Source organism: Microbacterium sp. RG1, assembly GCF_005347485.1.
GTDB classification, from domain to species: Bacteria; Actinomycetota; Actinomycetes; order Actinomycetales; family Microbacteriaceae; genus Microbacterium; species Microbacterium binotii_A.
This window is the reverse complement of the sequence record NZ_CP034121.1, coordinates 500,031-526,108: the sequence shown is the minus strand read 5'-3', so window position 1 is coordinate 526,108 and position 26,078 is coordinate 500,031. Positions and strand designations below refer to the sequence as shown.

The 26,078-nt window shown below is 67.3% G+C and carries 20 protein-coding genes and 3 rRNA genes; 1 reads left to right on the top strand and 22 read right to left on the bottom strand.

What is annotated here, in order from left to right:
* Window positions 1-30: 30 nt before the first annotated feature.
* The 15 genes from xerD to tyrS form a co-directional block, all read right to left on the bottom strand.
* Entirely contained in the window at window positions 31-954 is a 924-nt protein-coding gene (gene xerD, locus EHF32_RS02405; RefSeq protein ID WP_137416641.1) for a site-specific tyrosine recombinase XerD, read from the bottom strand.
* Between the two features lies 1 nt (window position 955).
* Complete coding sequence (locus EHF32_RS02400) at window positions 956-1,525, bottom strand: NUDIX domain-containing protein (RefSeq protein ID WP_137416640.1); 570 nt, start codon at window positions 1,523-1,525, stop codon at window positions 956-958.
* 13 nt (window positions 1,526-1,538) lie between these two features.
* The gene (locus tag EHF32_RS02395) at window positions 1,539-3,248 is read right to left on the bottom strand and encodes a CTP synthase (RefSeq protein WP_137416639.1); all 1,710 of its coding nucleotides are present in this window, start codon (window positions 3,246-3,248) and stop codon (window positions 1,539-1,541) included.
* 14 nt (window positions 3,249-3,262) lie between these two features.
* Window positions 3,263-4,960 (bottom strand): DNA repair protein RecN, encoded by a 1,698-nt coding sequence (recN, locus tag EHF32_RS02390; RefSeq protein ID WP_137416638.1) that lies wholly within the window; start codon window positions 4,958-4,960, stop codon window positions 3,263-3,265.
* A complete protein-coding gene (locus EHF32_RS02385) occupies window positions 4,957-5,880 on the bottom strand; it encodes an NAD kinase (protein WP_137416637.1) in 924 nt (307 codons plus the stop codon). The genes recN and EHF32_RS02385 overlap by 4 nt, the downstream gene beginning before the upstream one ends.
* On the bottom strand, window positions 5,877-6,677 hold the full coding sequence (locus tag EHF32_RS02380) for a TlyA family RNA methyltransferase (protein WP_137416636.1): 801 nt from the start codon (window positions 6,675-6,677) through the stop codon (window positions 5,877-5,879). The genes EHF32_RS02385 and EHF32_RS02380 overlap by 4 nt, the downstream gene beginning before the upstream one ends.
* The gene (locus EHF32_RS15875) at window positions 6,674-6,823 is read right to left on the bottom strand and encodes a hypothetical protein (protein ID WP_192900680.1); all 150 of its coding nucleotides are present in this window, start codon (window positions 6,821-6,823) and stop codon (window positions 6,674-6,676) included. Before EHF32_RS15875 ends, EHF32_RS02380 begins: the two co-directional genes overlap by 4 nt.
* Window positions 6,824-6,862: 39 nt before the next feature.
* Window positions 6,863-7,894 carry an HAD-IIA family hydrolase gene (locus tag EHF32_RS02375; protein WP_137416635.1) on the bottom strand — a complete coding sequence of 344 codons (1,032 nt, stop codon included), beginning with the start codon at window positions 7,892-7,894 and terminating at the stop codon, window positions 6,863-6,865.
* Entirely contained in the window at window positions 7,894-9,612 is a 1,719-nt protein-coding gene (locus EHF32_RS15995) for a primosomal protein (RefSeq protein WP_192900679.1), read from the bottom strand. The genes EHF32_RS02375 and EHF32_RS15995 overlap by 1 nt, the downstream gene beginning before the upstream one ends.
* Window positions 9,613-9,688: 76 nt before the next feature.
* Window positions 9,689-9,805 (bottom strand): 5S ribosomal RNA (gene rrf / locus EHF32_RS02365).
* Between the two features lie 111 nt (window positions 9,806-9,916).
* A 23S ribosomal RNA gene (locus EHF32_RS02360) occupies window positions 9,917-13,021 on the bottom strand.
* Between the two features lie 391 nt (window positions 13,022-13,412).
* A 16S ribosomal RNA gene (locus tag EHF32_RS02355) occupies window positions 13,413-14,935 on the bottom strand.
* The 16S, 23S and 5S rRNA genes sit together here, the layout of an rRNA operon.
* A gap of 533 nt (window positions 14,936-15,468) precedes the next feature.
* Entirely contained in the window at window positions 15,469-16,269 is an 801-nt protein-coding gene (locus tag EHF32_RS02350; protein ID WP_137416634.1) for an alpha/beta fold hydrolase, read from the bottom strand.
* Between the two features lie 16 nt (window positions 16,270-16,285).
* Window positions 16,286-17,074, bottom strand: coding sequence for a DUF4184 family protein (locus EHF32_RS02345; protein ID WP_137416633.1), 789 nt, complete (start codon window positions 17,072-17,074; stop codon window positions 16,286-16,288).
* 1 nt (window position 17,075) lies between these two features.
* Window positions 17,076-18,380 carry a tyrosine--tRNA ligase gene (tyrS, locus tag EHF32_RS02340; RefSeq protein WP_137416632.1) on the bottom strand — a complete coding sequence of 435 codons (1,305 nt, stop codon included), beginning with the start codon at window positions 18,378-18,380 and terminating at the stop codon, window positions 17,076-17,078.
* A gap of 89 nt (window positions 18,381-18,469) precedes the next feature.
* On the opposite strand from tyrS, the gene EHF32_RS02335 reads away from it, so the two are divergent.
* Window positions 18,470-19,066: a hypothetical protein gene (locus EHF32_RS02335; protein ID WP_137416631.1), complete on the top strand. Its 597-nt coding sequence runs from the start codon at window positions 18,470-18,472 to the stop codon at window positions 19,064-19,066.
* A gap of 6 nt (window positions 19,067-19,072) precedes the next feature.
* Here EHF32_RS02335 and EHF32_RS02330 read toward each other — a convergent pair whose 3' ends face one another.
* The 7 genes from EHF32_RS02330 to EHF32_RS02300 all read right to left on the bottom strand — a co-directional run bounded on the left by EHF32_RS02330 (window position 19,073) and on the right by EHF32_RS02300 (window position 26,049).
* Window positions 19,073-19,708 (bottom strand): SatD family protein, encoded by a 636-nt coding sequence (locus EHF32_RS02330; RefSeq protein WP_137416630.1) that lies wholly within the window; start codon window positions 19,706-19,708, stop codon window positions 19,073-19,075.
* A gap of 55 nt (window positions 19,709-19,763) precedes the next feature.
* The gene (locus EHF32_RS02325; protein WP_234075460.1) at window positions 19,764-20,516 is read right to left on the bottom strand and encodes a phosphate ABC transporter ATP-binding protein; all 753 of its coding nucleotides are present in this window, start codon (window positions 20,514-20,516) and stop codon (window positions 19,764-19,766) included.
* A 414-nt stretch (window positions 20,517-20,930) separates the two neighbouring features.
* Window positions 20,931-21,815: a sortase gene (locus tag EHF32_RS02320; RefSeq protein WP_137416629.1), complete on the bottom strand. Its 885-nt coding sequence runs from the start codon at window positions 21,813-21,815 to the stop codon at window positions 20,931-20,933.
* Between the two features lie 86 nt (window positions 21,816-21,901).
* Window positions 21,902-22,630: a hypothetical protein gene (locus EHF32_RS02315; RefSeq protein WP_137416628.1), complete on the bottom strand. Its 729-nt coding sequence runs from the start codon at window positions 22,628-22,630 to the stop codon at window positions 21,902-21,904.
* A 1-nt stretch (window position 22,631) separates the two neighbouring features.
* On the bottom strand, window positions 22,632-23,720 hold the full coding sequence (locus EHF32_RS02310; RefSeq protein WP_137416627.1) for a WxL protein peptidoglycan domain-containing protein: 1,089 nt from the start codon (window positions 23,718-23,720) through the stop codon (window positions 22,632-22,634).
* Window positions 23,721-23,866: 146 nt separating this feature from the next.
* On the bottom strand, window positions 23,867-24,922 hold the full coding sequence (locus tag EHF32_RS02305) for a hypothetical protein (protein WP_137416626.1): 1,056 nt from the start codon (window positions 24,920-24,922) through the stop codon (window positions 23,867-23,869).
* Between the two features lie 26 nt (window positions 24,923-24,948).
* A complete protein-coding gene (locus EHF32_RS02300; RefSeq protein ID WP_137416625.1) occupies window positions 24,949-26,049 on the bottom strand; it encodes a hypothetical protein in 1,101 nt (366 codons plus the stop codon).
* Window positions 26,050-26,078 lie beyond the last annotated feature (29 nt).

The window sequence follows — 26,078 nt, the reverse complement described above, 5'->3', positions numbered from 1 at the left end:
CCGGTGTCGGGAACGGGAAGCGCGTGCGGCTCAGCGCGCCCGCGGGTGAGCCGCCGCGTAGACGTCGCGGAGGGCGTCGACGCTCACGTGCGTGTAGATCTGGGTCGTGGCCACCGAGGAGTGGCCGAGCAGCTCCTGCACCACGCGCACATCCGCTCCGCCCTGCAGCAGGTGCGTCGCGAAGGAGTGGCGCAGCGTGTGCGGCGAGACGTGCGCCTCCAGCCCCGCCCCTTCCGCCGCCTGCTGCAGCACAGCCCACGCGCTCTGCCGCGACAGCGCCGCGCCTCGCGCGCCCACGAAGAGGCGCGGTGTGCCCCGGCCGCGGCGTGCGAGCTCGGGGCGGGCGCGTGTGAGGTAGGCGTCGACCGCGGCGCGGGCGTAGGAGCCGACCGGAACGATCCGCTCCTTCGACCCTTTTCCCCGCACCCGCAGGACCTCGCCGTGCGCGAGGTCGTCGACGTCGAGCTGCACGATCTCCGAAACGCGCGCACCGGTCGCGTACAGCAGCTCGACGAGCGCACGGTCGCGGAGCTGGACGGAGGTGGCCGCCTCTGCCTGCCCGGGTGGGGGGCCCGACGCGTCGAGAAGCCGCTCGACCTGATCGACGGTCAGTGCCTGGGGAAGCCGTTGCGCGAGTTTGGGCGGTCGAAGATCCTGCGCCGGATCGTCCTGGCGGATCCCCTCGCGCACGAGGAACCGGTGCAGCCCACGGACCGAGGACTGCAACCGGGCGAGGCTGGATGCGGCCGGTCGCGGCTCGGCCGACGCCTTCTCCGCCGCGAATGCGGCGATCTGCGCCGCATCCACCGCGTCGACGTCCTCGATGCCGCGCTCCGCGAGCCACGCCGCGTACGTCCCCAGGTCCCGGCGGTACGCGTCGACGGTATGCGAGGCCAGCCCGCGCTCGATCGTCACGTGGCGCAGGTACACCTCGACCGCGCGGCCGATGCGCATCTCAGCCGGCCAGGTCGTCCCGGCGGAGCCGCTCGGCCGCGGCGAGGACGCCCGAGATGAGGATGCCGTTGCGCACGGCGCCCGCGAGGATCGCTCCGACGACGTCGGCCAGTGGCACCCACTGCGCGACGATGTCCGCCTCCTCGTCGGTGCGCTCGTGAGCGCTGAGCTGGACCAGATCGCGCGCGAGGAAGACGTGGACGATCTCGTCGCTGCCGCCCGGGCTCGTGAACAGACTCACGAGGGGCTCGAGGCTGCCCGCGGCGAGATCGACCTCCTCCGCGAGCTCCCGACGAGCGGTCTCGGCGGGCGTCTCCCCCGCCACATCGAGCAGCCCCGCCGGGATCTCCCAATCGCGATGACGAATCGGATGCCGGTACTGCTGGATGAGCAGCACTCGTTCCTCGTCGTCGATGGCCACGACGGCGGCCGCCCCGGTGTGGTCGACGTAGTCGCGGACGATCTCGCCGTCGCCGTAGCGCACCACATCCGAGCGCACGTCCCAGACGCGGCCGTGGAAGACCACGCTCGTGTCGACGACCTCGCCGTCGAACCGCTCGTCCTCGATCACGGCCGCGCCCCGCTCACGCGTTCTCGACGTCGAACAGCTCGCTCGCGCGGTGACGGTCCAGCGCCGCGCCGACGAGTCCGCGGAACAGCGGATGCGGCTCGGTCGGCCGCGAGCGCAGCTCGGGGTGGGCCTGGGTCGCGATGTAGTACGGGTGCACGTCACGCGGCAGCTCGACGTACTCGACCAGACCGAGGTCGGGGTTCAGACCCGAGAAGACGAGCCCCGCCTCGGCGAGCTGCTCACGGTAGGCGTTGTTGACCTCGTAGCGGTGGCGGTGCCGCTCGGAGGCGCGGGTCGAACCGTAGACCTCCGCCGCGATCGAGCCCTCGGCGAGATCGGCCGGGTACAGCCCCAGCCGCATCGTGCCGCCCAGGTCGCCGTGGTCGAGGATGTCGACCTGCTCGGCCATCGTGGCGACGACGGGGTGCACCGTGTCGGGGTCGAACTCGCTCGAGGACGCACCCTCCAGGCCCGCCATCGTGCGGGCGTACTCGATGACCATGCACTGCAGGCCGAGGCAGATGCCGAGCGTGGGGATGCCCTGCTCACGCGCGAAGCGCAGAGCACCGAGCTTGCCTTCGATGCCGCGGATGCCGAATCCGCCGGGTACAACGATGCCGTCGACCTCGGCGAGCGCGGCCGCGGCGCCCTCGGGCGTCTCGCAGGTGTCGGAGGGGATCCACCGGATGTTGACGTGGGTCTCGTGCGCGAAGCCGCCGGCCTTCAACGCCTCCGTCACCGACAGGTAGGCGTCGGGGAGGTCGATGTACTTGCCGACCAGCCCGATGGTGACGTCGTGCTTGGGGTTGTGCACGGCGTTGAGAACCTGCTGCCAGCGCGACCAGTCGACCTCCGCCGCCTTCTCGCTCAGCCCGAGCCGGCGTGCGATGTACGCGTCCAGGCCCTGCTCGTTGAGGGTGGAGGGGATGTCGTAGATGCTCGGCAGATCGACGGTGTTGATGACGCCCTCGACGTCGACGTCGCACATGAGCGCGATCTTGCGCTTGTTGGCGTCGGTGACGGGACGGTCACTGCGCAGCACCAGGGCGTCGGGCTGGATGCCGATCGAGCGGAGAGCGGCGACGGAGTGCTGCGTGGGCTTGGTCTTCTGCTCCCCCGACGCGCCCATGAAGGGCACGAGCGAGACATGCACGAAGAACACCGTGTCGCGGCCGAGCTCGTGACGCAGCTGACGCGCCGCCTCGAGGAACGGCTGGGACTCGATGTCGCCGACCGTGCCGCCCACCTCGGTGATGATCACGTCGGGCTTGGGCGACTCGCTGGCCTGCAGCCGCATCCGTCGCTTGATCTCGTCGGTGATGTGCGGGATCACCTGCACGGTGTCGCCCAGGTACTCGCCACGGCGCTCGCGGGCGATCACCTGGGAGTAGATCTGACCGGTCGTGACGTTGGCCGCCTGGCTCAGCTCGATGTCGAGGAAGCGCTCGTAGTGCCCGATGTCGAGGTCGGTCTCGGCGCCGTCGTCGGTGACGAAGACCTCGCCGTGCTGGAACGGATTCATCGTTCCCGGGTCGACGTTCAGGTACGGGTCGAGCTTCTGCATGACGACGCGCAGGCCCCGAGCGGTGAGCAGATTGCCCAGGCTGGCCGCGGTCAGGCCCTTGCCCAACGAGGAGACGACACCGCCCGTCACGAAGATGTGCTTGGTGGTGTCGTCGTTGTTCGTACCGTGGGAGAGGCCTGAGCCGGAAGAGTTCGTCACGGGCTTCTATCCTATCAGTGGGCGGGACCGGCGAGGGCGAGCAGCTCCCGCGCGTGTGTGAGTGCTGCGTCGGAGTCTGCCAAACCGGACAGCAGTCGCGCCATCTCCGCTTCCCGTTCGGCTCCCGTCAGACGCCGGACGCTGGACTGGGTGACGGAGCCGTCGTTCTGCTTCACGACGCTGAGGTGGTTCGTCGCGAACGCCGCCACCTGGGCGAGGTGGGTCACGACGATCACCTGCGACGTCTCGGCGAGGCGGGCTAGGCGCCGCCCCACCTCGATCGCGGCGGCGCCGCCGATTCCCGCATCCACCTCGTCGAAGACGAACGTGGGCACAGGATCGGTCGCGGCGATCACGACCTCGATCGCGAGCATCACGCGGCTGAGCTCGCCGCCCGAGGCCCCCTTGGACACGGGACGCGGGGCAGCCCCGGGATGCGGGGCGAGGAGGATCGCGACCTCGTCGCGTCCTGCCGCGGATGCGGGCGTCTCGCTCACCTGCACCTCGACGCGGGCGTCGGGCAGGGCGAGGGCGTGGAGTTCTTCCGTGACATCGGCCGCCAGCCGCTCCGCTGCCTCACGACGCGCCGCGGTCAGGGCGGTGGCTGCGGCGTCGAGGCGCTCCACGACCTGCGCGCGCTCGGCGCTCAACCGCTCGACGTGCGAGTCGTCGTCGTCGAGCTCGGCCAGGCGATCGCCGCCGTCCGCGGCGAGGGCCAGCGCGGCTTCCAGGCTGCCGTGGGCGCGCACGAGGGCTGCGAGCACGCTGCGGCGCTCCTCGACCGCGGCGAGCTCGGCCGGCCCCGTCTCGTCGAGATCGGCGAGATACCCCGCGACGGCGCCGGCGAGATCGACGATCCGGTACGAGATCTCGGCGGCCTGTTCCGCCATCGCCGCAACGGTGGGGTCGGCGTCGGAGACGCGTTCCATGGCGCGACGTGCCTCGGCGACCAGGGTGGATGCATCGGGGGCGTCGTGTTCGCTGGCGAGTGCTTCGTGCGCGAGAGCCGCAGCGGCTCGGAGCTCCTCCACATTGGCGAGGAGCTCGGCGCGGGCCGCCAGTTGCACGTCCTCCCCAGGCTGGGGGGACGCGGCCTCGATCGCGGCAAGATCGGCGCGCAACTGCTCGGCTTCGCGCACCCGCTCGTCGCGGCGCTGGACCAGCTCGGCGAGTTCCGCATCGAGGTCGCGCACCCGCTCGTACGCGCGCCGATACTCCTCCAGCGGCACGGCGACGCTCTGTCCCGCATAACGATCGAGGGCGTCGCGCTGCGCCGCGCCGGAGCGCAGGCGCAACTGGTCGGACTGCCCGTGCACGGCCACGAGGAGATCGGCGAGGTCGGTCAAGACGCCGACCGGCGCCGACCGGCCGCCCACCGTGGCGCGGCTGCGCCCCTCGGCGCTCAGAGTGCGGCCGAGCAGGAGCTCGACGCGGTCGTCTGCGACGGGGTCCAGATCTCCCCCCGCCTCGCGGACGCGATCGGCGGCGGCACCGTCGGGATCCACGAGCCAGACGCCCTCGACGGCCGCGGCGGTGGCGCCCGATCGCACGACTCCGGAGTCGGCGCGCGCACCGAGGAGCAGGCCGAGCCCGGTGACGACCATGGTCTTGCCCGCACCGGTCTCGCCCGTGATGGCCGTGAAGCCGGGGCCCATGGGCAGCGTGGCGTCGGCGATGACACCGAGCTCACGCAGGCGCATCTCCTCGATCACGCGGTGACCTCGCCCGCCGGTCCCCGCCACCCGGTGACGGGCAGGTGGAATTTCTGCACGAGGCGCTCGGTGAATGCCGGCGGATGCAGGCGCGCGAGACGCACCGGCTCCGAGGAGCGACGGGCGACGACGCGCGCCCCCGGCGGGAGCTCGTGCGAGCGGCGGCCGTCGCACCAGAGGATGCCGGTGCCGTGCGTCCGGGCCAGCACCTCGATCGCGACCGCGGCCTCGGGGCCGACCACGAGCGGCTTCGCGAACAGTGCGTGCGCCGACAGCGGGACGACCGAGATGGCTTCGACGGTCGGCCAGATGATCGGGCCACCGGCGGAGAAGTTGTAGGCGGTGGAGCCGGTGGGGGTCGCGATGACGACGCCGTCGCATCCGAAGCTCGACAGGGGACGCCCGTCGATCTCCATGACGACCTCGAGCATCCGCTCGCGGCTCGCCTTCTCGACGGTCGCCTCGTTCAACGCCCAGGTGCTGTAGATGACCTGCCCGGAAGCGTCCTTCACCCGCACCGAGAGGGCGAGGCGCTCCTCGACCCGGTAGTCGCGGGCGATGACCCGAGCCACGGCCTCGTCCATGTCGTCCCTCTCGCTCTCGGCGAGGAAACCCACGTGGCCCATGTTGATGCCGAGCACGGGGGCGGTGCCGCTGCGCACCATCTCGGCGGCGCGGAGGATCGTCCCGTCGCCACCGAGCACGATCGCCAGCTCGATCTCGTGCAGGGGCACATCGACGCCCAGCACGGCCAGGTCGGCGCAGCGCGGCAGCACTTCAGCGAGCTCATCGCGATCGTCTTCTGCCAGCACGGGAGTGGCTCCCGCGGCGCGCAGGGCCGAGATCACCCGATCGGCCGCCTCGACGGTGTCTGCGCGGCGCGCGTGGGCCACCACGAGGATGTGGCGCGGATCGGTCATCGCACTCCCGTCAGCTCGGTCACAGTGCTCTCCCATTCTGACGGAATGCGCCCGCCGGTGCGTCGGAGGTGCGCGAGATACTCCTGGTTGCCGTGGGTTCCGACAACGGGAGACGCGATCAGGCCCGCCGTCTGCAGCCCCGCATCCCACGCCTGCCAGAGGACGGTCGAGATCGACTCCGCCCGCTGGGCGGGATCTGTGACGAGGCCGCCGCGCACGGCGGTGCGGCCCACCTCGAATTGCGGCTTGATGAGCAGCACGATGTCGCTCGTGTCCGTGACGACCGAGCGCACGGGCTCGAGCACGTGGGAGAGCGAGATGAAGGACAGATCTCCCGTGACGACCTCGGGTGTGTACGGCGTCGCCGCTGCGGCGGCGAGGGCGGCGGGGTCCATGAAGCGGACATTGAACCCCTCGACCGCGATCACGCCGGGATCCCGGCGCACGCTCTCGGCGAGCTGGTCGTGCCCGACGTCGACGGCAAGCACCGGCTCGGCGCCCCGTTCGCGGAGCACCTGGGTGAATCCCCCGGTACTGGCGCCCATGTCCAGCGCGGCGCGTCCGGCGACGTCGATCGCGAACGCGTCGAGCGCGGCGATCAGCTTGTGGGCGGCGCGGCTGACGTAGTGATCGGATGCGGCGACGGCGATCGCTGCGGACGCGGGCACGCGGTGTGAGGGCTTGACGACGGCGGTGCCGTCGACCGAGACGAGGCCCTGCGTGATGAGCGTCGCAGCGTGGGTGCGCGAGCGCGCAAGCCCGCGGGCGGCGACGGCGGCGTCGAGACGCTCGGTCATCCGGCGTGCGGTCCGGAGTCGAGGCGGCGAGCGATGTCGTCGAGCAGGACCGCATACGCTGCGGCACGATCGCCGAGGCTCTGCTGCTCGATCACCTCGAGTGCGGGCAGCAGATCATCGGCCGGCTCCGTGGGTTCTGCGTGCATCACCCCAGGATACGGCTCACCCTCCGCACGGACGGTGTGTCAGGGCCGATGGAACGGATCCGCGTACAGCTCCTCGGGCACGCGGAACCCGAAGATCGCCCGCCCCGTCGACCAGATCGCCGCAGCACCCGCGCGCACGAGGTCGATCGGACGCGAGCCCGCCGACAGGATGCGCAGGTCCGCGCCGTCCACGGCGACACGCGCATCGCCGACGATCGTCACGTCGCCCTTGACCTTGGTCTGCGGATACGGCTCATGCAGTTCGCGGAGATCGCCGAGGATGAAGTCGGGACGCGAGGTCGAGGGTGCTGCGAGGACATGCTTGGGCCGATCGATGCCGGTGAGCACGAGTGCCGAGGGGATGCCGGCCGCCTGAGCTCCCGCGATGTCCGTGTCCAGCCGGTCGCCGATGAAGAGCGCGCGGCGCGCGTCGAACCGAGCGAGCGCCTCTTCGAAGATGGGCGTCTCGGGCTTTCCCGCGACGACCGCGAGCCGGCCGATGGCGGTGTGGACCGCGGAGACGAGTGTGCCGTTTCCCGGCGCGATGCCCCGGGACTGCGGGATGGTCCAGTCGGTGTTGGTGGCGATCCACGGGATCCCGCCCTCATCTTCCGGTGTCTTGAGCGCGAAGGCGGCCTCGGCGAGATCCGTCCATCCCACGTGCGGCGCGAAGCCCTGCACGACGGCGGCCGGGTCGTCCTCGGCCGATCGCGTGACGACGAAGCCGGCCTTCTCGAGCTCCACGACGAGGCCCTCTCCCCCGACGACGAGGATCGTCGCCCCGGCGGGCACGCGGGTGCGCAGCAGTCGCACCGCGGCCTGGGGGCTGGTGACCACATCGTCGGCGGTCACGGTCAGACCGAGCTCGGTGAGGTGCGCGGCGACACTGGCGTCGGTGCGAGACGCGTTGTTGGTGATGAAGCCGAGTCGACGCGTCGCCGCGACGGTGTTCAGCGCATCGACCGCGTGCGGGAGCGCCCCCGCACCGGCGTACACGACACCGTCGAGGTCGGCCAACACGGTGTCCACACCGTCGAGCGGGGTGGGAGTGGGGCGACCGAACAGAGCCATCAGCGCTCCTGGTCCTCGTCATCGTCTGCGGTCGTCGAGCTGTGCGCGTCGGCGGCCGCATCCGCGGCGGCGAGGAGTTCCTCCACCTCCGCAGCGATCGAGTAGTCGTCCTCGTCGGCGTCGCCGTCCTGCTCGGCGTCGGCCTGGGGATCCTCGTCCGCGTCCGACTCGCCGGCGTCAGTGACCTCGACGAACTCCTCGTCGAAGATCTCCTCGACGTAGATCTCCTCGTCGGATCCGTTGCCCGCTGCCTCGTCGAGTGCTTCGGCGGCGATGTCCGCCCGCCGCGTCCACTCGGCAGCTTCCTCGTCGCGACCCAGCTCTTCGAGCACCGCTGCGCGGGCCGCGAACAGAGCGGGGCTCCACTCGAAGGCGCGGTCGGGGTCGAGCTCGGGGATGTCCAGTTCGGCGAGGGCGCGCTCGGTCTCACCGAGATCCAGACGCGCACCGGACAGCGCGATCGCGAGGGACACGCGCACCGCGAGGGGAAGCGTGTTCCTATCGACGGCGCGACCGACCTCGATCGCACGGTCGGGACGCCCGACACCGCGCTCGCTGTCGACCATGAGGGCGATCTGGTCCTCGTTGCCGGAGATTCGACGGTAGGTGCGCAGCTCGCGCAGCGCAAGCGCGTAATCGCCGGTCGCGTAGGCGGTGATGGCGACGCTTTCGCGCACGACGGCGATGCGACCGGCACGGCGGGATGCGGCGAGGGCGTGCTCGTGCGCGCGCTGCGGGTCCTCGTCGATCAGGCGCCCGGCCATCACCAGGTGACGGGCGACCTCCTCGGCGTTCTCCTTGCTGAGCGTCTTGAGCTCGTTCCGTGCGCTGGGGTGCAGATCGCGCGCCGTGATCTCCTCGGGGACCTCGGGCTCTGCGATCTTGGCCGCGCGCACCGCATCGCGCTGCGGCGGACGCGAGGAACGATCGGAGTCGTGACCGCCGCGGGAGGGGCGATCGCCGCCGTCGCGGGGACGGTACGGACGGTCGCCACCCTCGCGGGGACGGGAGGGGCGGTCGCCCTCCTGACGCGGACGATAGGGCCGGTCGCCACCCTCGCGGGAACGGTACGGACGGTCGCCACCCTCGCGGGGACGGGAGGGGCGGTCGCCCTCCTGACGCGGACGATAGGGCCGGTCGCCACCCTCGCGGGGACGGTGCGGACGGTCGCCGCCTTCGCGGGGACGGAACGGGCGGTCGCCGTCGCGGCGCGGGCGGTCGGCCTGCGCACCGTCACGGGGACGGTACGGACGATCGCCGTCCTGACGCGGACGGTACGGACGGTCGCCGCCCTCGCGAGGGCGGAACGGACGGTCACCGTCACGACGAGGACGCTCCGACCCCTGACCGTCCTGACGCGGACGGTACGGACGGTCGCCACCCTCGCGAGGGCGGAACGGACGGTCGCCGTCGCGTCGCGGGCGATCGGCCTGCGCGCCGTCACGGGGACGGTACGGACGATCGCCGTCCTGACGCGGACGGTACGGGCGGTCGCCGTCACGGCGCGGGCGGTCAGCCTGGGCGCCATCCCGCGGACGATAGGAGCGGTCACCGTCCTGACGCGGACGATATGGGCGGTCGCCGTCACGGCGGGGACGCTCCGACCCCTGGCCGTCCTGACGCGGACGGTAAGAACGGTCGCCGCTCTGATGCGGGCGGTCCCCGCCGCGGGCGCGCGAAGACTCCCGACGCTGCTCGTTGTCGTCGTTGTTCGTCATTCGCTCTCTCCTCGCGACGTAAACCCCTGGAAAACAGAAATGGCCACCCAGCTTTGGGTGGCCATTTCTAAAAGGAGTCCGGCGGTGTCCTACTCTCCCACAGGGTCCCCCCTGCAGTACCATCGGCGCTGAGAGGCTTAGCTTCCGGGTTCGGAATGGGACCGGGCGTTTCCCTCTCGCTATGGCCGCCGAAACACTATTGATGTTTCAAGTCATGCACACAACAAAAGAATGTTGTCTGCGGTTCTCGACCGTACATCGAGAACCACTCAGTGGACGCGAACAGCTTCAGTTCAAACGAAGTGTTATCAAGTCATCGGCTTATTAGTACCAGTCAGCTACACGCATTACTGCGCTTCCACATCTGGCCTATCAACCCAGTAGTCTGGCTGGGAGCCTCTCACCCGAAGGTATGGAAGTCTCATCTTGAGGCCGGCTTCCCGCTTAGATGCTTTCAGCGGTTATCCATCCCGAACGTAGCTAATCAGCGGTGCTCCTGGCGGAACAACTGACACACCAGAGGTTCGTCCAACCCGGTCCTCTCGTACTAGGGTCAGATCCTCTCAAACTTCCTACGCGCGCAGCGGATAGGGACCGAACTGTCTCACGACGTTCTAAACCCAGCTCGCGTACCGCTTTAATGGGCGAACAGCCCAACCCTTGGGACCTACTCCAGCCCCAGGATGCGACGAGCCGACATCGAGGTGCCAAACCATGCCGTCGATATGGACTCTTGGGCAAGATCAGCCTGTTATCCCCGAGGTACCTTTTATCCGTTGAGCGACAGCGCTTCCACAAGCCACTGCCGGATCACTAGTCCCGACTTTCGTCCCTGCTCGACCTGTCAGTCTCACAGTCAAGCTCCCTTGTGCACTTACACTCGCCACCTGATTGCCAACCAGGTTGAGGGAACCTTTGGGCGCCTCCGTTACTTTTTGGGAGGCAACCGCCCCAGTTAAACTACCCACCAGGCACTGTCCCTGAACCGGATTACGGTTCGAAGTTAGATATCCAGAGTGACCAGAGTGGTATTTCAACAATGACTCCACAAACACTGGCGTGTCTGCTTCACAGTCTCCCACCTATCCTACACAAGCCACACCGAACACCAATACCAAGCTGTAGTAAAGGTCACGGGGTCTTTCCGTCCTGCTGCGCGTAACGAGCATCTTTACTCGTAATGCAATTTCGCCGAGTTCGCGGTTGAGACAGTTGGGAAGTCGTTACGCCATTCGTGCAGGTCGGAACTTACCCGACAAGGAATTTCGCTACCTTAGGATGGTTATAGTTACCACCGCCGTTTACTGGGGCTTAAATTCGCAGCTTCGCTTACGCTAACCGCTCCTCTTAACCTTCCAGCACCGGGCAGGCGTCAGTCCGTATACATCGTCTTGCGACTTGGCACGGACCTGTGTTTTTAGTAAACAGTCGCTACCCACTAGTCTCTGCGGCCACCACACCCTTTCCGGAGCAAGTCCGTATAAGTGGATGGCCCCCCTTCTCCCGAAGTTACGGGGGCATTTTGCCGAGTTCCTTAACCACGATTCTCTCGATCTCCTTGGTATTCTCTACCTGACCACCTGAGTCGGTTTGGGGTACGGGCAGCTAGAACCTCGCGTCGATGCTTTTCTCGGCAGCATAGGATCACCCACTTTTTATCCGCATCGTGTCTCAGCCGAACGAGTCGCGGATTTGCCTACGACTCAGCCTACGCACTTGCCCCGGGACAACCATCGCCCGGGTTGGGCTACCTTCCTGCGTCACACCTGTTAATACGCTAACCGCACCAGCATGGGGTCGAGCGTTCACCAAGACGGCATCACCCCGAAGGGATCCACACATTCCTGGCTAGGACTCTTAGCACCACTGGATTAGCTTGGGCGGTTCTTCGCCGGTACGGGAATATCAACCCGTTGTCCATCGACTACGCCTGTCGGCCTCGCCTTAGGTCCCGACTTACCCAGGGAAGATTAGCTTGACCCTGGAACCCTTGGTCTTTCGGAGGACGTGTTTCTCACACGTCTTTCGCTACTCATGCCTGCATTCTCACTCGTGTAGCCTCCACGGCTGGTTCACACCGCCGCTTCGCTGGCCACACGACGCTCTCCTACCCATCAACACGGCTGGACCACGAAGGCCTACCAATAATGTCAATGCCACAACTTCGGTGGCGTGCTTGAGCCCCGTTACATTGTCGGCGCGGAATCACTTGACCAGTGAGCTATTACGCACTCTTTCAAGGGTGGCTGCTTCTAAGCCAACCTCCTGGTTGTCACAGCAACTCCACATCCTTTCCCACTTAGCACGCGCTTAGGGACCTTAGTTGGTGGTCTGGGTTGTTTCCCTCTCGACTATGAAGCTTATCCCCCACAGTCTCACTGCTGCGCTCTCACTTACCGGCATTCGGAGTTTGGCTGACGTCAGTAACCTTGTAGGGCCCATCGGCCATCCAGTAGCTCTACCTCCGGCAAGAAACACGCAACGCTGCACCTAAATGCATTTCGGAGAGAACCAGCTATCACGAAGTTTGATTGGCCTTTCACCCCTATCCACAGCTCATCCCCTCAGTTTTCAACCTAAGTGGGTTCGGTCCTCCACGACGTCTTACCGTCGCTTCAACCTGGCCATGGATAGATCACTTCGCTTCGGGTCTAGGACACGCGACTGAATCGCCCTATTCAGACTCGCTTTCGCTACGGCTACCCCACACGGGTTAACCTCGCCACGTATCGCTAACTCGCAGGCTCATTCTTCAAAAGGCACGCTGTCACCCCTACTAAGGAGGCTCCAACGGTTTGTAAGCAAACGGTTTCAGGTACTATTTCACTCCCCTCCCGGGGTACTTTTCACCTTTCCCTCACGGTACTTGTCCGCTATCGGTCATCTGGGAGTATTTAGGCTTATCAGGTGGTCCTGACAGATTCACACGGGATTTCTCGGGCCCCGTGCTACTTGGGATACTCTCCACGCCAGAACACGCATTTCGACTACGGGGCTGGCACCCACTATGGCTGGCCTTTCAAGACCATTCGTCTATACGCTTCTGTCACGTCGATCACCCGGCAGGATGATCAAGAAAGTCCCACAACCCCCAACGTGCAACGCCTGCCGGCTATCACACACGCTAGGTTTAGCCTCTTCCGATTTCGCTCGCCACTACTCACGGAATCACGGTTGTTTTCTCTTCCTGTGGGTACTGAGATGTTTCACTTCCCCACGTTCCCTCTACCCGCCCTATATATTCAGGCGGGAGTCACTAGGTCGGCACGCCGCCCAGCGGGGTTTCCCCATTCGGAGACCCTCGGATCAAAGTGTGCTTATCCACTCCCCGAGGCTTATCGCAGATTGCTACGTCCTTCTTCGGCTCCAGATGCCAAGGCATCCACCGTTTGCTCTTAAAGACTTGAAATCACATGAGTTTGAATCGTCAACTCGAAAATTGACTAAATGATCTAAAAAAGATCACCTGTGAAATGAATCCGAAGATTCATCTCTAAGATGCTCGCGTCCACTGTGTAGTTCTCAAAGTACGGGCGGTACCAACCCCCACTGCACAAGCAGCAGAAGAAGGCCCAGAGGTACAGCCGAAACCCCCAAAGGAGTCACACCCGGTCCCTCAGGACCCAACAGCGTGCATGCACCAAACCCCTCCGACCCCACCTTTCCAACCGCAAGCGGCGTACTCGGCAGAACCCTCAGACCCTGATGCCTCATCAAATGTTCCACCCATGAGCTCCCAGCGAAGAACGTGTGCCTTCGAACTGGGTTCTGGAAGTCCGAAGACTTCAGATGCTCCTTAGAAAGGAGGTGATCCAGCCGCACCTTCCGGTACGGCTACCTTGTTACGACTTAGTCCTAATTACCGATCCCACCTTCGACGGCTCCCTCCACAAGGGTTAGGCCACCGGCTTCAGGTGTTACCGACTTTCATGACTTGACGGGCGGTGTGTACAAGACCCGGGAACGTATTCACCGCAGCGTTGCTGATCTGCGATTACTAGCGACTCCGACTTCATGAGGTCGAGTTGCAGACCTCAATCCGAACTGGGACCGGCTTTTTGGGATTCGCTCCACCTCACGGTATTGCAGCCCTTTGTACCGGCCATTGTAGCATGCGTGAAGCCCAAGACATAAGGGGCATGATGATTTGACGTCATCCCCACCTTCCTCCGAGTTGACCCCGGCAGTATCCCATGAGTTCCCACCATTACGTGCTGGCAACATAGAACGAGGGTTGCGCTCGTTGCGGGACTTAACCCAACATCTCACGACACGAGCTGACGACAACCATGCACCACCTGTATACGAGTGTCCAAAGAGTTCTACATTTCTGCAGCGTTCTCGTATATGTCAAGCCTTGGTAAGGTTCTTCGCGTTGCATCGAATTAATCCGCATGCTCCGCCGCTTGTGCGGGTCCCCGTCAATTCCTTTGAGTTTTAGCCTTGCGGCCGTACTCCCCAGGCGGGGAACTTAATGCGTTAGCTGCGTCACGGAAACCGTGGAATGGTCCCCACAACTAGTTCCCAACGTTTACGGGGTGGACTACCAGGGTATCTAAGCCTGTTTGCTCCCCACCCTTTCGCTCCTCAGCGTCAGTTACGGCCCAGAGATCTGCCTTCGCCATCGGTGTTCCTCCTGATATCTGCGCATTCCACCGCTACACCAGGAATTCCAATCTCCCCTACCGCACTCTAGTCTGCCCGTACCCACTGCAGGCTGGAGGTTGAGCCTCCAGTTTTCACAGCAGACGCGACAAACCGCCTACGAGCTCTTTACGCCCAATAATTCCGGATAACGCTTGCGCCCTACGTATTACCGCGGCTGCTGGCACGTAGTTAGCCGGCGCTTTTTCTGCAAGTACCGTCACTTTCGCTTCTTCCTTGCTAAAAGAGGTTTACAACCCGAAGGCCGTCATCCCTCACGCGGCGTTGCTGCATCAGGCTTTCGCCCATTGTGCAATATTCCCCACTGCTGCCTCCCGTAGGAGTCTGGGCCGTGTCTCAGTCCCAGTGTGGCCGGTCACCCTCTCAGGCCGGCTACCCGTCGACGCCTTGGTGAGCCATTACCTCACCAACAAGCTGATAGGCCGCGAGCCCATCCTGAACCAAAAAATCTTTCCAAACGTTGACCATGCGGCCACGTCTCGTATCCAGTATTAGACGCCGTTTCCAGCGCTTATCCCAGAGTCCAGGGCAGGTTGCTCACGTGTTACTCACCCGTTCGCCACTGATCCACAGAGCAAGCTCTGCTTCACCGTTCGACTTGCATGTGTTAAGCACGCCGCCAGCGTTCATCCTGAGCCAGGATCAAACTCTCCGTAAAAGAAAAATGCATACACACAACGGAAAAAGAAGTGCGCAGCGAGTTTGAACTGACCAAAAGGATGCCATTACTGACAATCCATAACGCCAACCCCAAAGGGTTGGACTTGATCCAAAGGAATCTCACCCAGCCGAAGCTGGAACGAGGTTATTTGGCATTTGACAAGTGCACGCTGTTGAGTTCTCAAGGAACGGATGCTCCCACCATCGGACCTCTCGGTCGTCACCATGGGGCAACTATTCATTTCTCCCGGCTCGGTGTCGGATCGGCGCTTCGCTCTTGACAGAGCAGTGGTCCCAAGATCTGACTCGTGGAGTTCGGGATCCTCATCCTACTCGCATCTGCGACAAGATCTCAAGTTGAGATCTTCAGGATGAGGGGTGGTTCTCCGCTTGAGGGGGCGCCGGGCCTCTCGGCCTCTCCGCTCTTCCCTGTGGGGCGAACAAGTAATAAGTTACGTGGGTTCCGGCCATCTGCCAACTCGAGCGCAACCCCCGGGCGTGTCGCGCGTCTTTCCGCGGTCGACGGCGGGGTCACTCCCCCGTCAGGAACTCGATCGCCGCCGTGCGGAAGACGCGTGAGCCGGGGGCGTTGAAGTGGTGCCGGTCGGGGATCTCCACGAACGTGCCACGCGGTGCGGCCGCGGCCAGGGCTCGCGAGCCCTCGATGATGGCGTCCTGGCTGCCCGTGGCGAACAGCACCGGCTGCGTCGGCGCGAGCGCGGGGTCCGGGTCGGCGGTCCCCGACGAGCGCAGCCCCTGCGCGATCGCCCACAGTGCGCGCAGGTCGTTTCCCGGCACCCGCTCGGTGAGGGCGATGTAGTTCTGGGTGACGCGATCGGTGACCGGTGTCCCGTCCTGGATGAGCGCGCTCACCTGGTCCAGGTCGAGGCGGGCGAGCGGGACGCCGTCGGGCACACCCCCGAGCACTCCCCGCAGCACGCGCTCGGGGAGATCGCGGAGGACCTCCCACCCCACCCGGGCTCCCAGGGAGTAGCCCACGTACACGGCGTCATCGATCAGGTACGTGTCCATCACGGCCTCGACGTCGCGGGCGAGCTCGCGCAGGTCGTAGTCCCGCGCCTCGTGCGGCTTGTCGCTCGCGCCGTGCCCGCGTTGATCCAGACCGACCACGCGGAATCCCGCCCGCTGCAGGTCGCGCACCCATCCGGTGCTGACCCAGTTGTCCCGTGTGCTCGAGGCGAACCCGTGCACGACCACGGCTGTCGGCGCGTCCGGCTCCCCCCAGGAGTAGGTGGCGATGCGATGTCCTTCGCCCACCATCACGTAGCGGGGCTCGGGCATCTCGGTCAAGGCGGGCAGCGCAGCGGTCACGCCTCGATTCTGCTCCTTATCGCACCGCCGCGCCGCGCGAGCGGCGCCGGACGACGATCCCGCAGAGCACGAGCGTGCCCGCGGCCCACACGGCGCAGGCCGGCGGCAGCATGCGGTACGCCAGGTGGGCGACGGTGAACTCGGAGGTGAGCGGACCGTAGAGGGCGAGGCCGATTGCCCACGCCGCGATCAGGACGGCGGGAAGCGTCGCCACCCACACGGCACCCACCCATCGCGGAGTCCGCGACGCGTACGGGACACGGGGACGACGACGCAACCACAGCAGCGCCCATACCGCGATGATCGCCAGACCGATCGCGCTGGAGCCGTGCTGCAGCCACTTGATCCCCGCGAGGGGACCCCACTGCTCCTCCAGCGCCGGGAAGATCTCCGAGCCCAGCCGTCCCTCGTGGGTGAACGCGTCCCAGGCGATGTGGCTCGCGACCCCGATCGCCAGCGACGCCACCAGGAGCAGCACCGCGCCCGCGGACCCGCCGAACGTCTCCCGCCAGATCGTGCGCACCGGCGCATCCCATGCCGCAGGCAGACGTTCGGCCAGCGGTCCGGGCGCGAGCTCCCGCGCGGCCGGGCGCAGCAGGACGCGCCACAGCAACAGCAGAGCGAGCGCCAGCAGCGCCGTCACCGGGAGCCACCGGAGGTCGTGCGTGATGCCGTACGTCACGGGGAACCCGCGCACGAACAACGGGAGATCCGGCGTCATCGCCCCCACCGCGATCGCGGCGGGAACAAGCGGCGTCCGCACGAACGGCAACGCGAGGACCGCGTGGCTCGGGGTGAACGGCATGTCAGCCCCGCGGAACCAGCCCCGCGAGCGTCTTCTTGCCTCGGCGGATGATCGACACGCCACCCGGCAGCCCGGCACGGACGGTCGTCGACTCGTCGGCGACGCGTTCGCCGTCGAGGCTGACCCCGCCCTGCGCCACGGCGCGCCGCGCCTCGCTCAGCGAGGAGACGAGGCCTGTGGCGACCAGCGCCTGCGCCACGGTCATCTCCGGCTCGATCGCAGCGTTCGGCAGTTCGTCGATCGCCGCGCGCAGCGTCGCCGCATCCAGAGTGGTGAGATCGCCCTGCCCGAAGAGTGCCTCGGATGCGGCCACGACCGCCTCCGCGGCCTCGAGTCCGTGGACGAGCGCCGTGACCTCCAGCGCGAGACGCTTCTGCGCCGCCCGGCGGAACGGCTCTGACTGCACCTGCTCGGCGTACCGGTCGATCTCCTCACGGGTGAGGAACGTGAACACCTTGAGACGATCGATCACGTCGGCGTCGTCGGTGTTCAGCCAGAACTGGTACATGCGGTAGGGACTGCACATCTCGGCGTCCAGCCAGACCGCGTTGCCCTCGCTCTTGCCGAACTTCGTGCCGTCGCTGTTGGTGATCAGCGGCGTTCCGATCGCGTGCACCGAGACACCTTCGACACGGTGGATGAGGTCGGTACCGCTGGTGAGGTTGCCCCACTGGTCGGACCCGCCCGTCTGCAGGACGCAGCGGTACTGGCGGTACAGCTCCAGGTAGTCGAGCCCCTGCAGGATCTGGTAGCTGAACTCCGTGTAGCTGATGCCCGCCTCGGAGTTCAGACGCGCGCTGACCGCATCCTTCTTGAGCATCGTGCCGACACGGAAGTGCTTGCCGACCTCGCGGAGGAAATCGATCGCCGACAGCGGTGCGGTCCAGTCGAGGTTGTTGACGATGCGCGCCGCGTTCTCGCCGTCGAAGCTGAGGAAGCGCTCGACCTGCGCGCGCAGCCGCAGAACCCACTCTTCGACGGTCTCGCGGGTGTTGAGCGTGCGCTCGGCCGACGGGCGCGGGTCTCCGATGAGTCCGGTGGATCCTCCGACCAGGCCGAGCGGGCGATGGCCCGCCAGCTGCAGCCGGCGCATGACGATCAGCTGCACGAGATTGCCGAGGTGCAGGCTCGGCGCCGTCGGGTCGAAGCCGCAGTAATACGTGATCGGCCCCTCGCCCAGCACGGCACGCAGCGCCTCGGGATCGGTGGACACATGCACGGAACCGCGCCAGACCAGTTCGTCCCACACGTTCGAGAACGAGGGGTCGTTGGCGGGGGCGGTCGCGCTCACAACGGGCGTAGACACGCGTGCCAGCGTAGCAACTGGCGGGCCCTCCACCCGCCGCACGGCGCGGCAGGACGGTGCACGTCGGAAGGGGCTGGGACACTGGCACCATGTTCACCCTCTCCCCCGAGCTGATCGTCGCCGGCGTCACGAGCCTCGCGCTGCTGCTCGCCCTGGCGGCGGCGCTGATCCTGGTGCTCGTCGCACGCCGTCGTCCCGCCGATGCCGCCCTCGCGGTGGCCACGGGGCTCGTGCTCGTGGGGCTCGTGAGCGTCGTCGTGCTCCCCGTGGGGATCCCCCTGATCATCGGCCTCCCCCTGGCCCTGCTCGGAACCGCCCTCGCGGTGACCGGCGGCGACCCCGTGACCCGACGCATCCTCGACATCGCCACGCACGGCCAGGTCCGAGAGGGGGATGCGGGCGGCATCCTCGTCTTCCGATCGCGCACCCCCGAGGGCACGGAGGCCGGGTTGGAAGAGGTGCTGCGCGGCGGCACCACGATCGGCTACCTCGAGCGACTCGCCGTCGTGCTGTCGCTGCTGGCGGGGTTCCCGGAAGCCATCGCCGTCGTCGTCGCCATCAAGGGCATCGGCCGCTTCTCCGAACTCGCGACCTCGGCCGCCCGCGAGCGCTTCATCGTCGGGACGCTCGCCAGTCTCCTGTGGGCGGGGATGGTCGGCGCGCTCGTGCGCCTCGCGATCTTCTGATGCGTCTCACCGACGCCACTGCGCGAAGCCCTCGACGAGACCGGCCGCTCCGGATGCGGTGAGCAGCTGCGACACCGCGGACTGCGTGATCTGCTCGCGTGCCGCCAGCTCCCGCTGGGTGAGCCCCATGCAGCGCCCGTAGACCAGACGGCGCGCCCGCTCCCCCATCGCGCTCACGAGTTCGTCGCGGGCCCAGACGTACGCGTTCGCCAGACGCACCTGCTCCTGCACCGCCGCATCCTCGTCCTCCGCGGCGGCGATCCAGGTGCGCGCCGCCGGCATCGCGCGCACCTGCTTCGCGTGCAGGGTGTCGATCGCGGCGCGGGCCGCCCACCACGCGGGCCCTTCGGCCAGCTGCCCCGCCGTCGCGTCCACCGTGTACGCCTCACCGAGACCGATGCCGAACCGGCACTCGAGACCGTCGGGGAGCGCCAGCGTGAGCAGCAGGATGCTGGCGAGAGCCGCGCCGAGGTCGGGGTACTCCCCCTGGAACTCGTCGCCCACCGTCGCGGTCAGCACGCGCTCCGCCAGAGGCAGGTCGGCTTCCACGGCGGCGAACACCGCTTCGATGCGGCGCTGCGCCTCGGTACGATCCGGGAGCGCGCGCGATCCGATGATGTCTGCGGTCACCACGGTAGCCATGCCTGAAGAATAAGCTAATGACTAATGTCATGGCAAAATAAGCGTTTTGCTTATTTCACCCGAATCGACCGTTGACGTAGTCGAAGGTGCGCGGGTCGAGCGGCTCCGCGAACATCGCGTCCGTGTCACCGTGCTCCACGATATGACCGGGTTGCCCCTGCGACGCCAGGAAGAACGCGCACTGGTCCGAGACACGTTGCGCCTGCTGCATGTTGTGGGTGACGATGACGATCGTCACCTCGTGGGCGAGCTCCAGCATCGTCTCCTCGATGACACGCGTGGAGGTCGGATCGAGCGCCGAGCACGGTTCGTCCATGAGCAGGACACGGGGACGAACCGCCAGCGACCGTGCGATGCAGAGTCGCTGCTGCTGGCCGCCCGAGAGCCCCCCGCCGGGTGAGCGCAACCGATCCTTCAGCTCGGACCAGAGACCGGCCTTGGTCAGGCACGTCTCCACGAGATGGTCTTTGCGGTCGCGATCGGCGCGGATCCCTGTGAGTGCCAGCCCCGCCAGCACGTTGTCGTAGATCGACATCGCGGGGAACGGGTTCGGCTTCTGGAACACCATCCCGATGCGCTTCCGGGCGTCCACGACGGGGAGCGTCGGTTCGTAGATGTCGTCGCCGTCGAGGAGCACTTCGCCGGCGAGCGACGCGGAAGGCACCAGCTCGTGCATGCGGTTCAGGATCCGCAGGAAGGTCGACTTGCCGCATCCGGATGGCCCGATCAACGCGGTGATCCGGCCTGCGGGCATCGTGAGCGAGACATCCTGCAGCACCTGGTGTTCTCCGAACCAGGCGGAGATCAATCGGGCGTCGAGCTGAGCGGGAGCGACGAGCGCAGCGGCAGCGAGCTGGGCCTCGGCGAACTCGAGGCGCTCGCGTGTCGCGGCCGCGCCGCCGGTGAGCACGATCGCCGAAGGCGCCGGCGCAGGCGCGACCCCGCGGCCGAGGGCGCGACCGAGGAAACGCGGCCGGTGACGCTGATCGCGACGGGATGCGGGGAGCGCGTCGGCGACGAGGGCGGAGTCGCGGACCACCTCGGTCACCGGTTCGTCGGAGGCGGAGGGTGTCGTCGCCGGGGAAGACGGCGCATCCGCACGATGTGCGACCGAGACCACCTCGGTGATGGTCTCGTCGTACTCCGCGGCGTGGGGCGGCGGGTAGCCCTCGGTCAGGGGCGCGGGGTCGTCGTGAGGTGTCGACATGTGGACATGCTCCAGTCAGATGAGGTTGGGCAGAAGGACCGCGACCTGTGTGGCGGTGACGAGACCGGCGAGACCCACGAGCGGGACGAAGACGATCCAGGTCTTGCGCCAGCCGAAACGGCGCAGCGACCAGATGGCACCGAGCTCCGCCGCCAGGAGGAACTGCAGCCCGAAGATCAACGCCCAGACCGTCCGGACGTCGGTGGCCAGCGCCCTGTCCTGCGGAGGGAGCGTGACGGAGCTGGTCTGGCGCGCACCGCGGGGCTTCCCCTCCCCCACGAGCATCGCGTCCACGTACTGCACGCCCACCGGGGCGAGGGGTCCGCCACGAGCGGTCATGAGGATGAGGCGACTCTCGCCCGCTCGGGGGTTCGCAGGCGCGGGATCGCCGGCGTACCGCGTTCCCATCGTCTCGAAGACCAGCTCTCCCTGCCCGGTCGTCACCGTGAAGCGGTCTCCGGGAGCCAGGCGGGACAGCGACCCGAAGGGGCCGCCGTAGGCGAAGGATCGCCCCATCAGCACGCTGACCCCGACCTGTCCGGGCAGTACGGTGTCGCGCCGGTGTCCGGGCCCGCTCATGAGCGTGCCCGCCGATGTCCCCTCCACGACGACGTCGTGGAGACCGATCTCCGGGATGTCGATGATCGCCACCGGATCGCCGTCCGCGAGCAGGACATCCTCGAAGTCGCCTTCCGAGACCGGCGCAGTCCCGTCGGCGAGTTCCGCACGGAAGCGGTCTCGCAGCTGCTGCTGACCGGCGTGATAGGTGATGTTGCCGATCACGACGATGGTCAGCAGGAACGTCGCGACGACCGTGGCGATCATCACGAGGGTCGCGCGGATGACGGCCTGGCGAAGCGTCAACGGGGGTCGCGGCGGACCGGGGGGCCGACGGGGCATCCGCGGGGGTCTGCCCGGCCGCTTCGCCGACTGCCGGGGTGGCGCCGGTGGCCTCGGCGGCTCCTGCGTCACAGCCGCCACCGCACTCACGCGACGCCCGCAGCGGGAACGGGGCGAGGTGCGACGAGCGTCGTCGCGGTGATCCGCAGAATCACGACCGCGAGCGCGATGAGCGCGAGCCCGGTCAGCAACAGCCACGGCAGGACGTAGACCACCGCCGCGCGGCTGACGGCCGCGGTCTGCTGTCCGTCGATCTGGGCGGGAGGAGTGAGGGTCACCCGTCCGACGACGAACGGCCACTGTCCCGAGCCGCTCAGCGTCGTCGTCACCACGCGCGTCTCCTTCGGCTTGAGCGAGTGGACGCGCACCTCGGCGCCGTCAATGCGCGCACCGAACACGGTGGCGATGCTGAAGTCGGCCGTGGCGTCGATCGTCTCCGACGAGAGGTTGCGCAACGTCACCCACAGCTCCGTCGCTCCCTCCAGCGGATTGAGCGTCGGCCGTGAGGTGCCGCCGATGTCGCTGAGGTAGAGACCGCCGGCGATCTCCATGTCGCCCGCGGCGGGCACCGGCGCAGGCGAATCGGTCGCGACCGCGTTCGCGCCGGAGGCCGGTGATGCTCCGGACGACGAGCGACCCACCGGCGGTGCGCTCTGGGCCGGGGCCGATGTCCCTACGACGGGCACGCTGATGCCGATGCCGTCTGCATCCGTGTCGTCCGCGTGAGCGGGGACGGCGATGAGGGACACGGCGACCAGCGCCACGCCCGCCGCGAGGATGCTGCGCGCCCAGCCGCGCACTCGGGTCGGTGACACGTCAGCTCCCCGTTCCGACGGTCTCGCGCTCCGCGACGGCCCGCTCGGCTTCCGCGCGTGTGAACGCCATCCACTCGGCGGCCCGCTTGTCATCCCGGCGACGTCTCCACCGCAGGTACACCACGAAGAGCCCGCCGAGCACGAGGAGGGCGACGACGATCCACGGCACGGCCCAGAACGCCGCCTCGCGATCCACCTGCGGAGCAGGCGGCGCCTGGCCCGTTGCGCCCGTCTGATCGCCTCGTGAGTACAGGGATGCGGTCGCGTCGACGTACACGTACTGCCCGATCGGGCCGAGATCGTACGTGACGGTGCGGGAGGCGCCCGGCAGGAGCTCGTCGAGGTTCTCGAGCCGACGCTCGACGAGGTCCGTGCCGAAGAAGCTCTTCGCCATCAGCACCAGGGTCGGCGCGAGGGCGACGTTGCCTTCGTTCGTGACGGTCAGCGTCACGCTCGCCGAGCCGTCGAACGGATTGAGCGATGGGTTGTACGTCGCCGTCATCCCCGTGATGTTCAGGAGCGACTGCAGGTCGCCGGCGACGCGCACGTACATGCGTGTGCCCACCCGGCGATCTACGAGGATCTGATCAGACGGCGACTGGGAGGACACGATGAGTCCGCCGGCGTGATCTCCGGGAGGCGCGTCGGCCGGGACCTTCAGCGTGAAGCGGATCGCTCGAGCATCTCCCGGAGCGAGCTCGAACTGCATCCGCGTCGAGCCGTCCTCGAGCACGACCCAGGAACCGGAGTCACTGGCTGCCGCGTTCGCGTCCAGGAGGGCGAAGTCCCCTTCCTCGGTGTTGAACGCGTCGGTGGCGTACACGGTGACCCGCTGCGCCGTCGTGCCGGTGTTCTGTACGCGATAGCAATCCGCGACCTCCTGCCCGGGTGCCGCATCATAGGTGAACCGCGAACGACCGTCAGCGGCTCCGGTGTCGTCGCAGGGACCGCCGGCGATGGCCTCGGTGTCGTCGGCGCGCGCAACCGAGGGCGCGACGATGGTGCAAAGGCCTGCCGTCAGAAGCGTCGCCGACAGCGCGATGATCGCGCGCAGCGCAAGGGCACCCGTTCGGGTTCGGGTCTCGAACACGGATCATTTACTCCATATCTGGCTGACCGCCGCGGGTCCACGCGGTGAACGGGCGGCGAACAGGGGCAAGCGATTCGCCGCGCCCGGGCGCGGGCCCGAGCGCGGCGGTGGGGGTGGGACGCGCCGGGCGCCCCACCCCCGGGAACTCACTTCGAGACGACGGTGACCGTCATCGTCGAGGTGTAGGTGCCCGCCGGGGTTCCCAGCGGAGCGGTCAGCGTCAGCGCGGCCGACAGGTCGGTCTTGCCCGTTCCGGCGCCCGCGGGCGCCTCGGCGAACTTCGTTTCCGACGCCCCGGTGAGTGCCGACACGGCGGAGACGCCCGTGGCGGTCGTGGTGCTCTTGACCGCCGGGACGATCGCCAAGGCGGTGGGATCGATGGTGTTCGACCCGCTGGTGAAGGTGGCCACCGAGGTGTTCACCGTCCAGCCCGGCTTGGTCGCGTAGCGCTCGTCGCTGACCTGGAAGGTGGGCAAGGTGCCGGTGGACACCGACTGGCCGGCGTTGTCGAGCGTGGCCGAGCCCAGAGTGGCCTTCTCGCCGGTGGGGATGCTCAGCGAGAGCGCCCCATCGACAGGAGCGGCCACGGGAGCCTCGATCACGATCTGCCCCGTGGGATCGGTCGGGTCGGTGGGCGTGGTCCCCTGCGTCGGGTACTCGTACGTCCAGTCGGCCGTACCCGCCGTGACGTGGATGTAGGCGAAGGCGCCGAGACCCACGAACGTCACGCCGTTGTTCTTCGTGTACGCGATACCCATGCTGTAGTCGCCACCGGCGGCCTTGATGGGTGCGAACGAGGCGCCGGGGAACTGGTTGAGCGCGGCGGGCGCCTGCAGGACGCGCTTCGTGCCCGGCTCGAAGCCGATGTCGACGCGCGTCGCCCAGTCGCTGATCGAGGACTCCTTGCCCCGGGGCGAGATGAAGATGTAGGTCGACTCGGCGTCGGCGGGCGCATCGGCGAATCGCTGGTCGGGGTCGGTGGCGCTGGGCGCTCCCACGAGTCCGGTCGTGTACTCGAGCTGCGTGCCCGAGGGCACCACGACGCCGGTGTCCAGCGAATAGAGGAAGTAGGGCTCGGGCGTGCCGTTCGGCGTCCAGTCGCCGACGGCCGCGGATGCGGCGCTGGCACCGAACCCGGCGACGCCGAGTCCGAGCGAGAGGGCGAGGCCTGCGGCCGCGACCTTGGTGATCGAGAGTTTCATGTCGAGATGTCCTTTGGGGTTCGGGCTCAGAGGGTCACGAATGCGAAGAGGGGTGCCGTCTGCGACGGCGCGAGGAATCCGAACTTCTCCTTGACGCGACGGGGGGTGCCCGCCAGACCGCCGGTGAAGTTGGTGAGGCTCGTGGTTCTGCTCGGGTCGACCAGGGCCGCGAGCGAGGCGTCGTACTTCGCGTCGCCGGGGGTGATGCGCGCGCGCTCGACCACGAGGTAGGTGTCGCGACCGAACGTCGTGTTCGCGTAGTAGGCGGCGTTCGGCACGGTGCTCGCACCCGAACCGGTCACGGCCGCGGTCCCCGACACGGCGCTGCCCAGCGAGACACCCGTCGACGCGGCGACCGTGTTCACACCGGCAGCCCCGGTCACCTGAGCGGTCCAGCTGGCGACCGAGAACGGGATGATCTCCCCGGCGGCCAGCACGGTGGCGTCGTTCTCAGGGGTGGTGTTGTTCGAGTCGATGCCCGCCTTCAGGCTCGGGTTGCCGATGGCGCCGAGGAAGAAGGAGCGCGTTCCCGAGCCGTTCTGCGGGAGGCGGGGGTTCACGGCGACACCGTCGATGGAGGTCAGCGTGCCCTCGTAGATCTGCTTCAGCTGTGCGGCGGTGAGGTTCGCCCATGCGGCCGTGCCTCCCTTGTAGATGTAGGACACGGCGTCGCGGCCGAACGGCACATAAGCGAGCTTGCCGTCGGCGTTCTGGTTGGTGCCGGGGCCGCTGGAGGAACGGGCGATGTCGACCTGGCCGGTGATGATCTTGCCGTTGTAGGCGGTGCCGGTGATCGAGGCACGCAGCGCCGTCACGCCGTTGCCCGAGCCCGAGGGGCGCTGGAAGTACGGTCCGCCGGACTTCGTCTGGATCTGGCTGCCCGCCCCCGTGGACGGGAACGCGTCGAACGAACCGATCGTGTCACCACCGGTGGTCTTGACGCGGACGGTGGAGCCGGTCACCGAGGTGCCGTTGGCGAGCGCGTTGGCAGCATCCTGGAGGGTGTCGGAGCCGACGAGCACATAACTGTTGGACACGACCTCGGCGTTCGCCGAGCCCGCCACGAACCCGCCCGCGACGACGACGCCGAGCGCCGCGGTCACGGCAGCAAGCCGCTTGAACTTCATGGTGTTCTCTTTCTGTCGGGTGAGAAGGG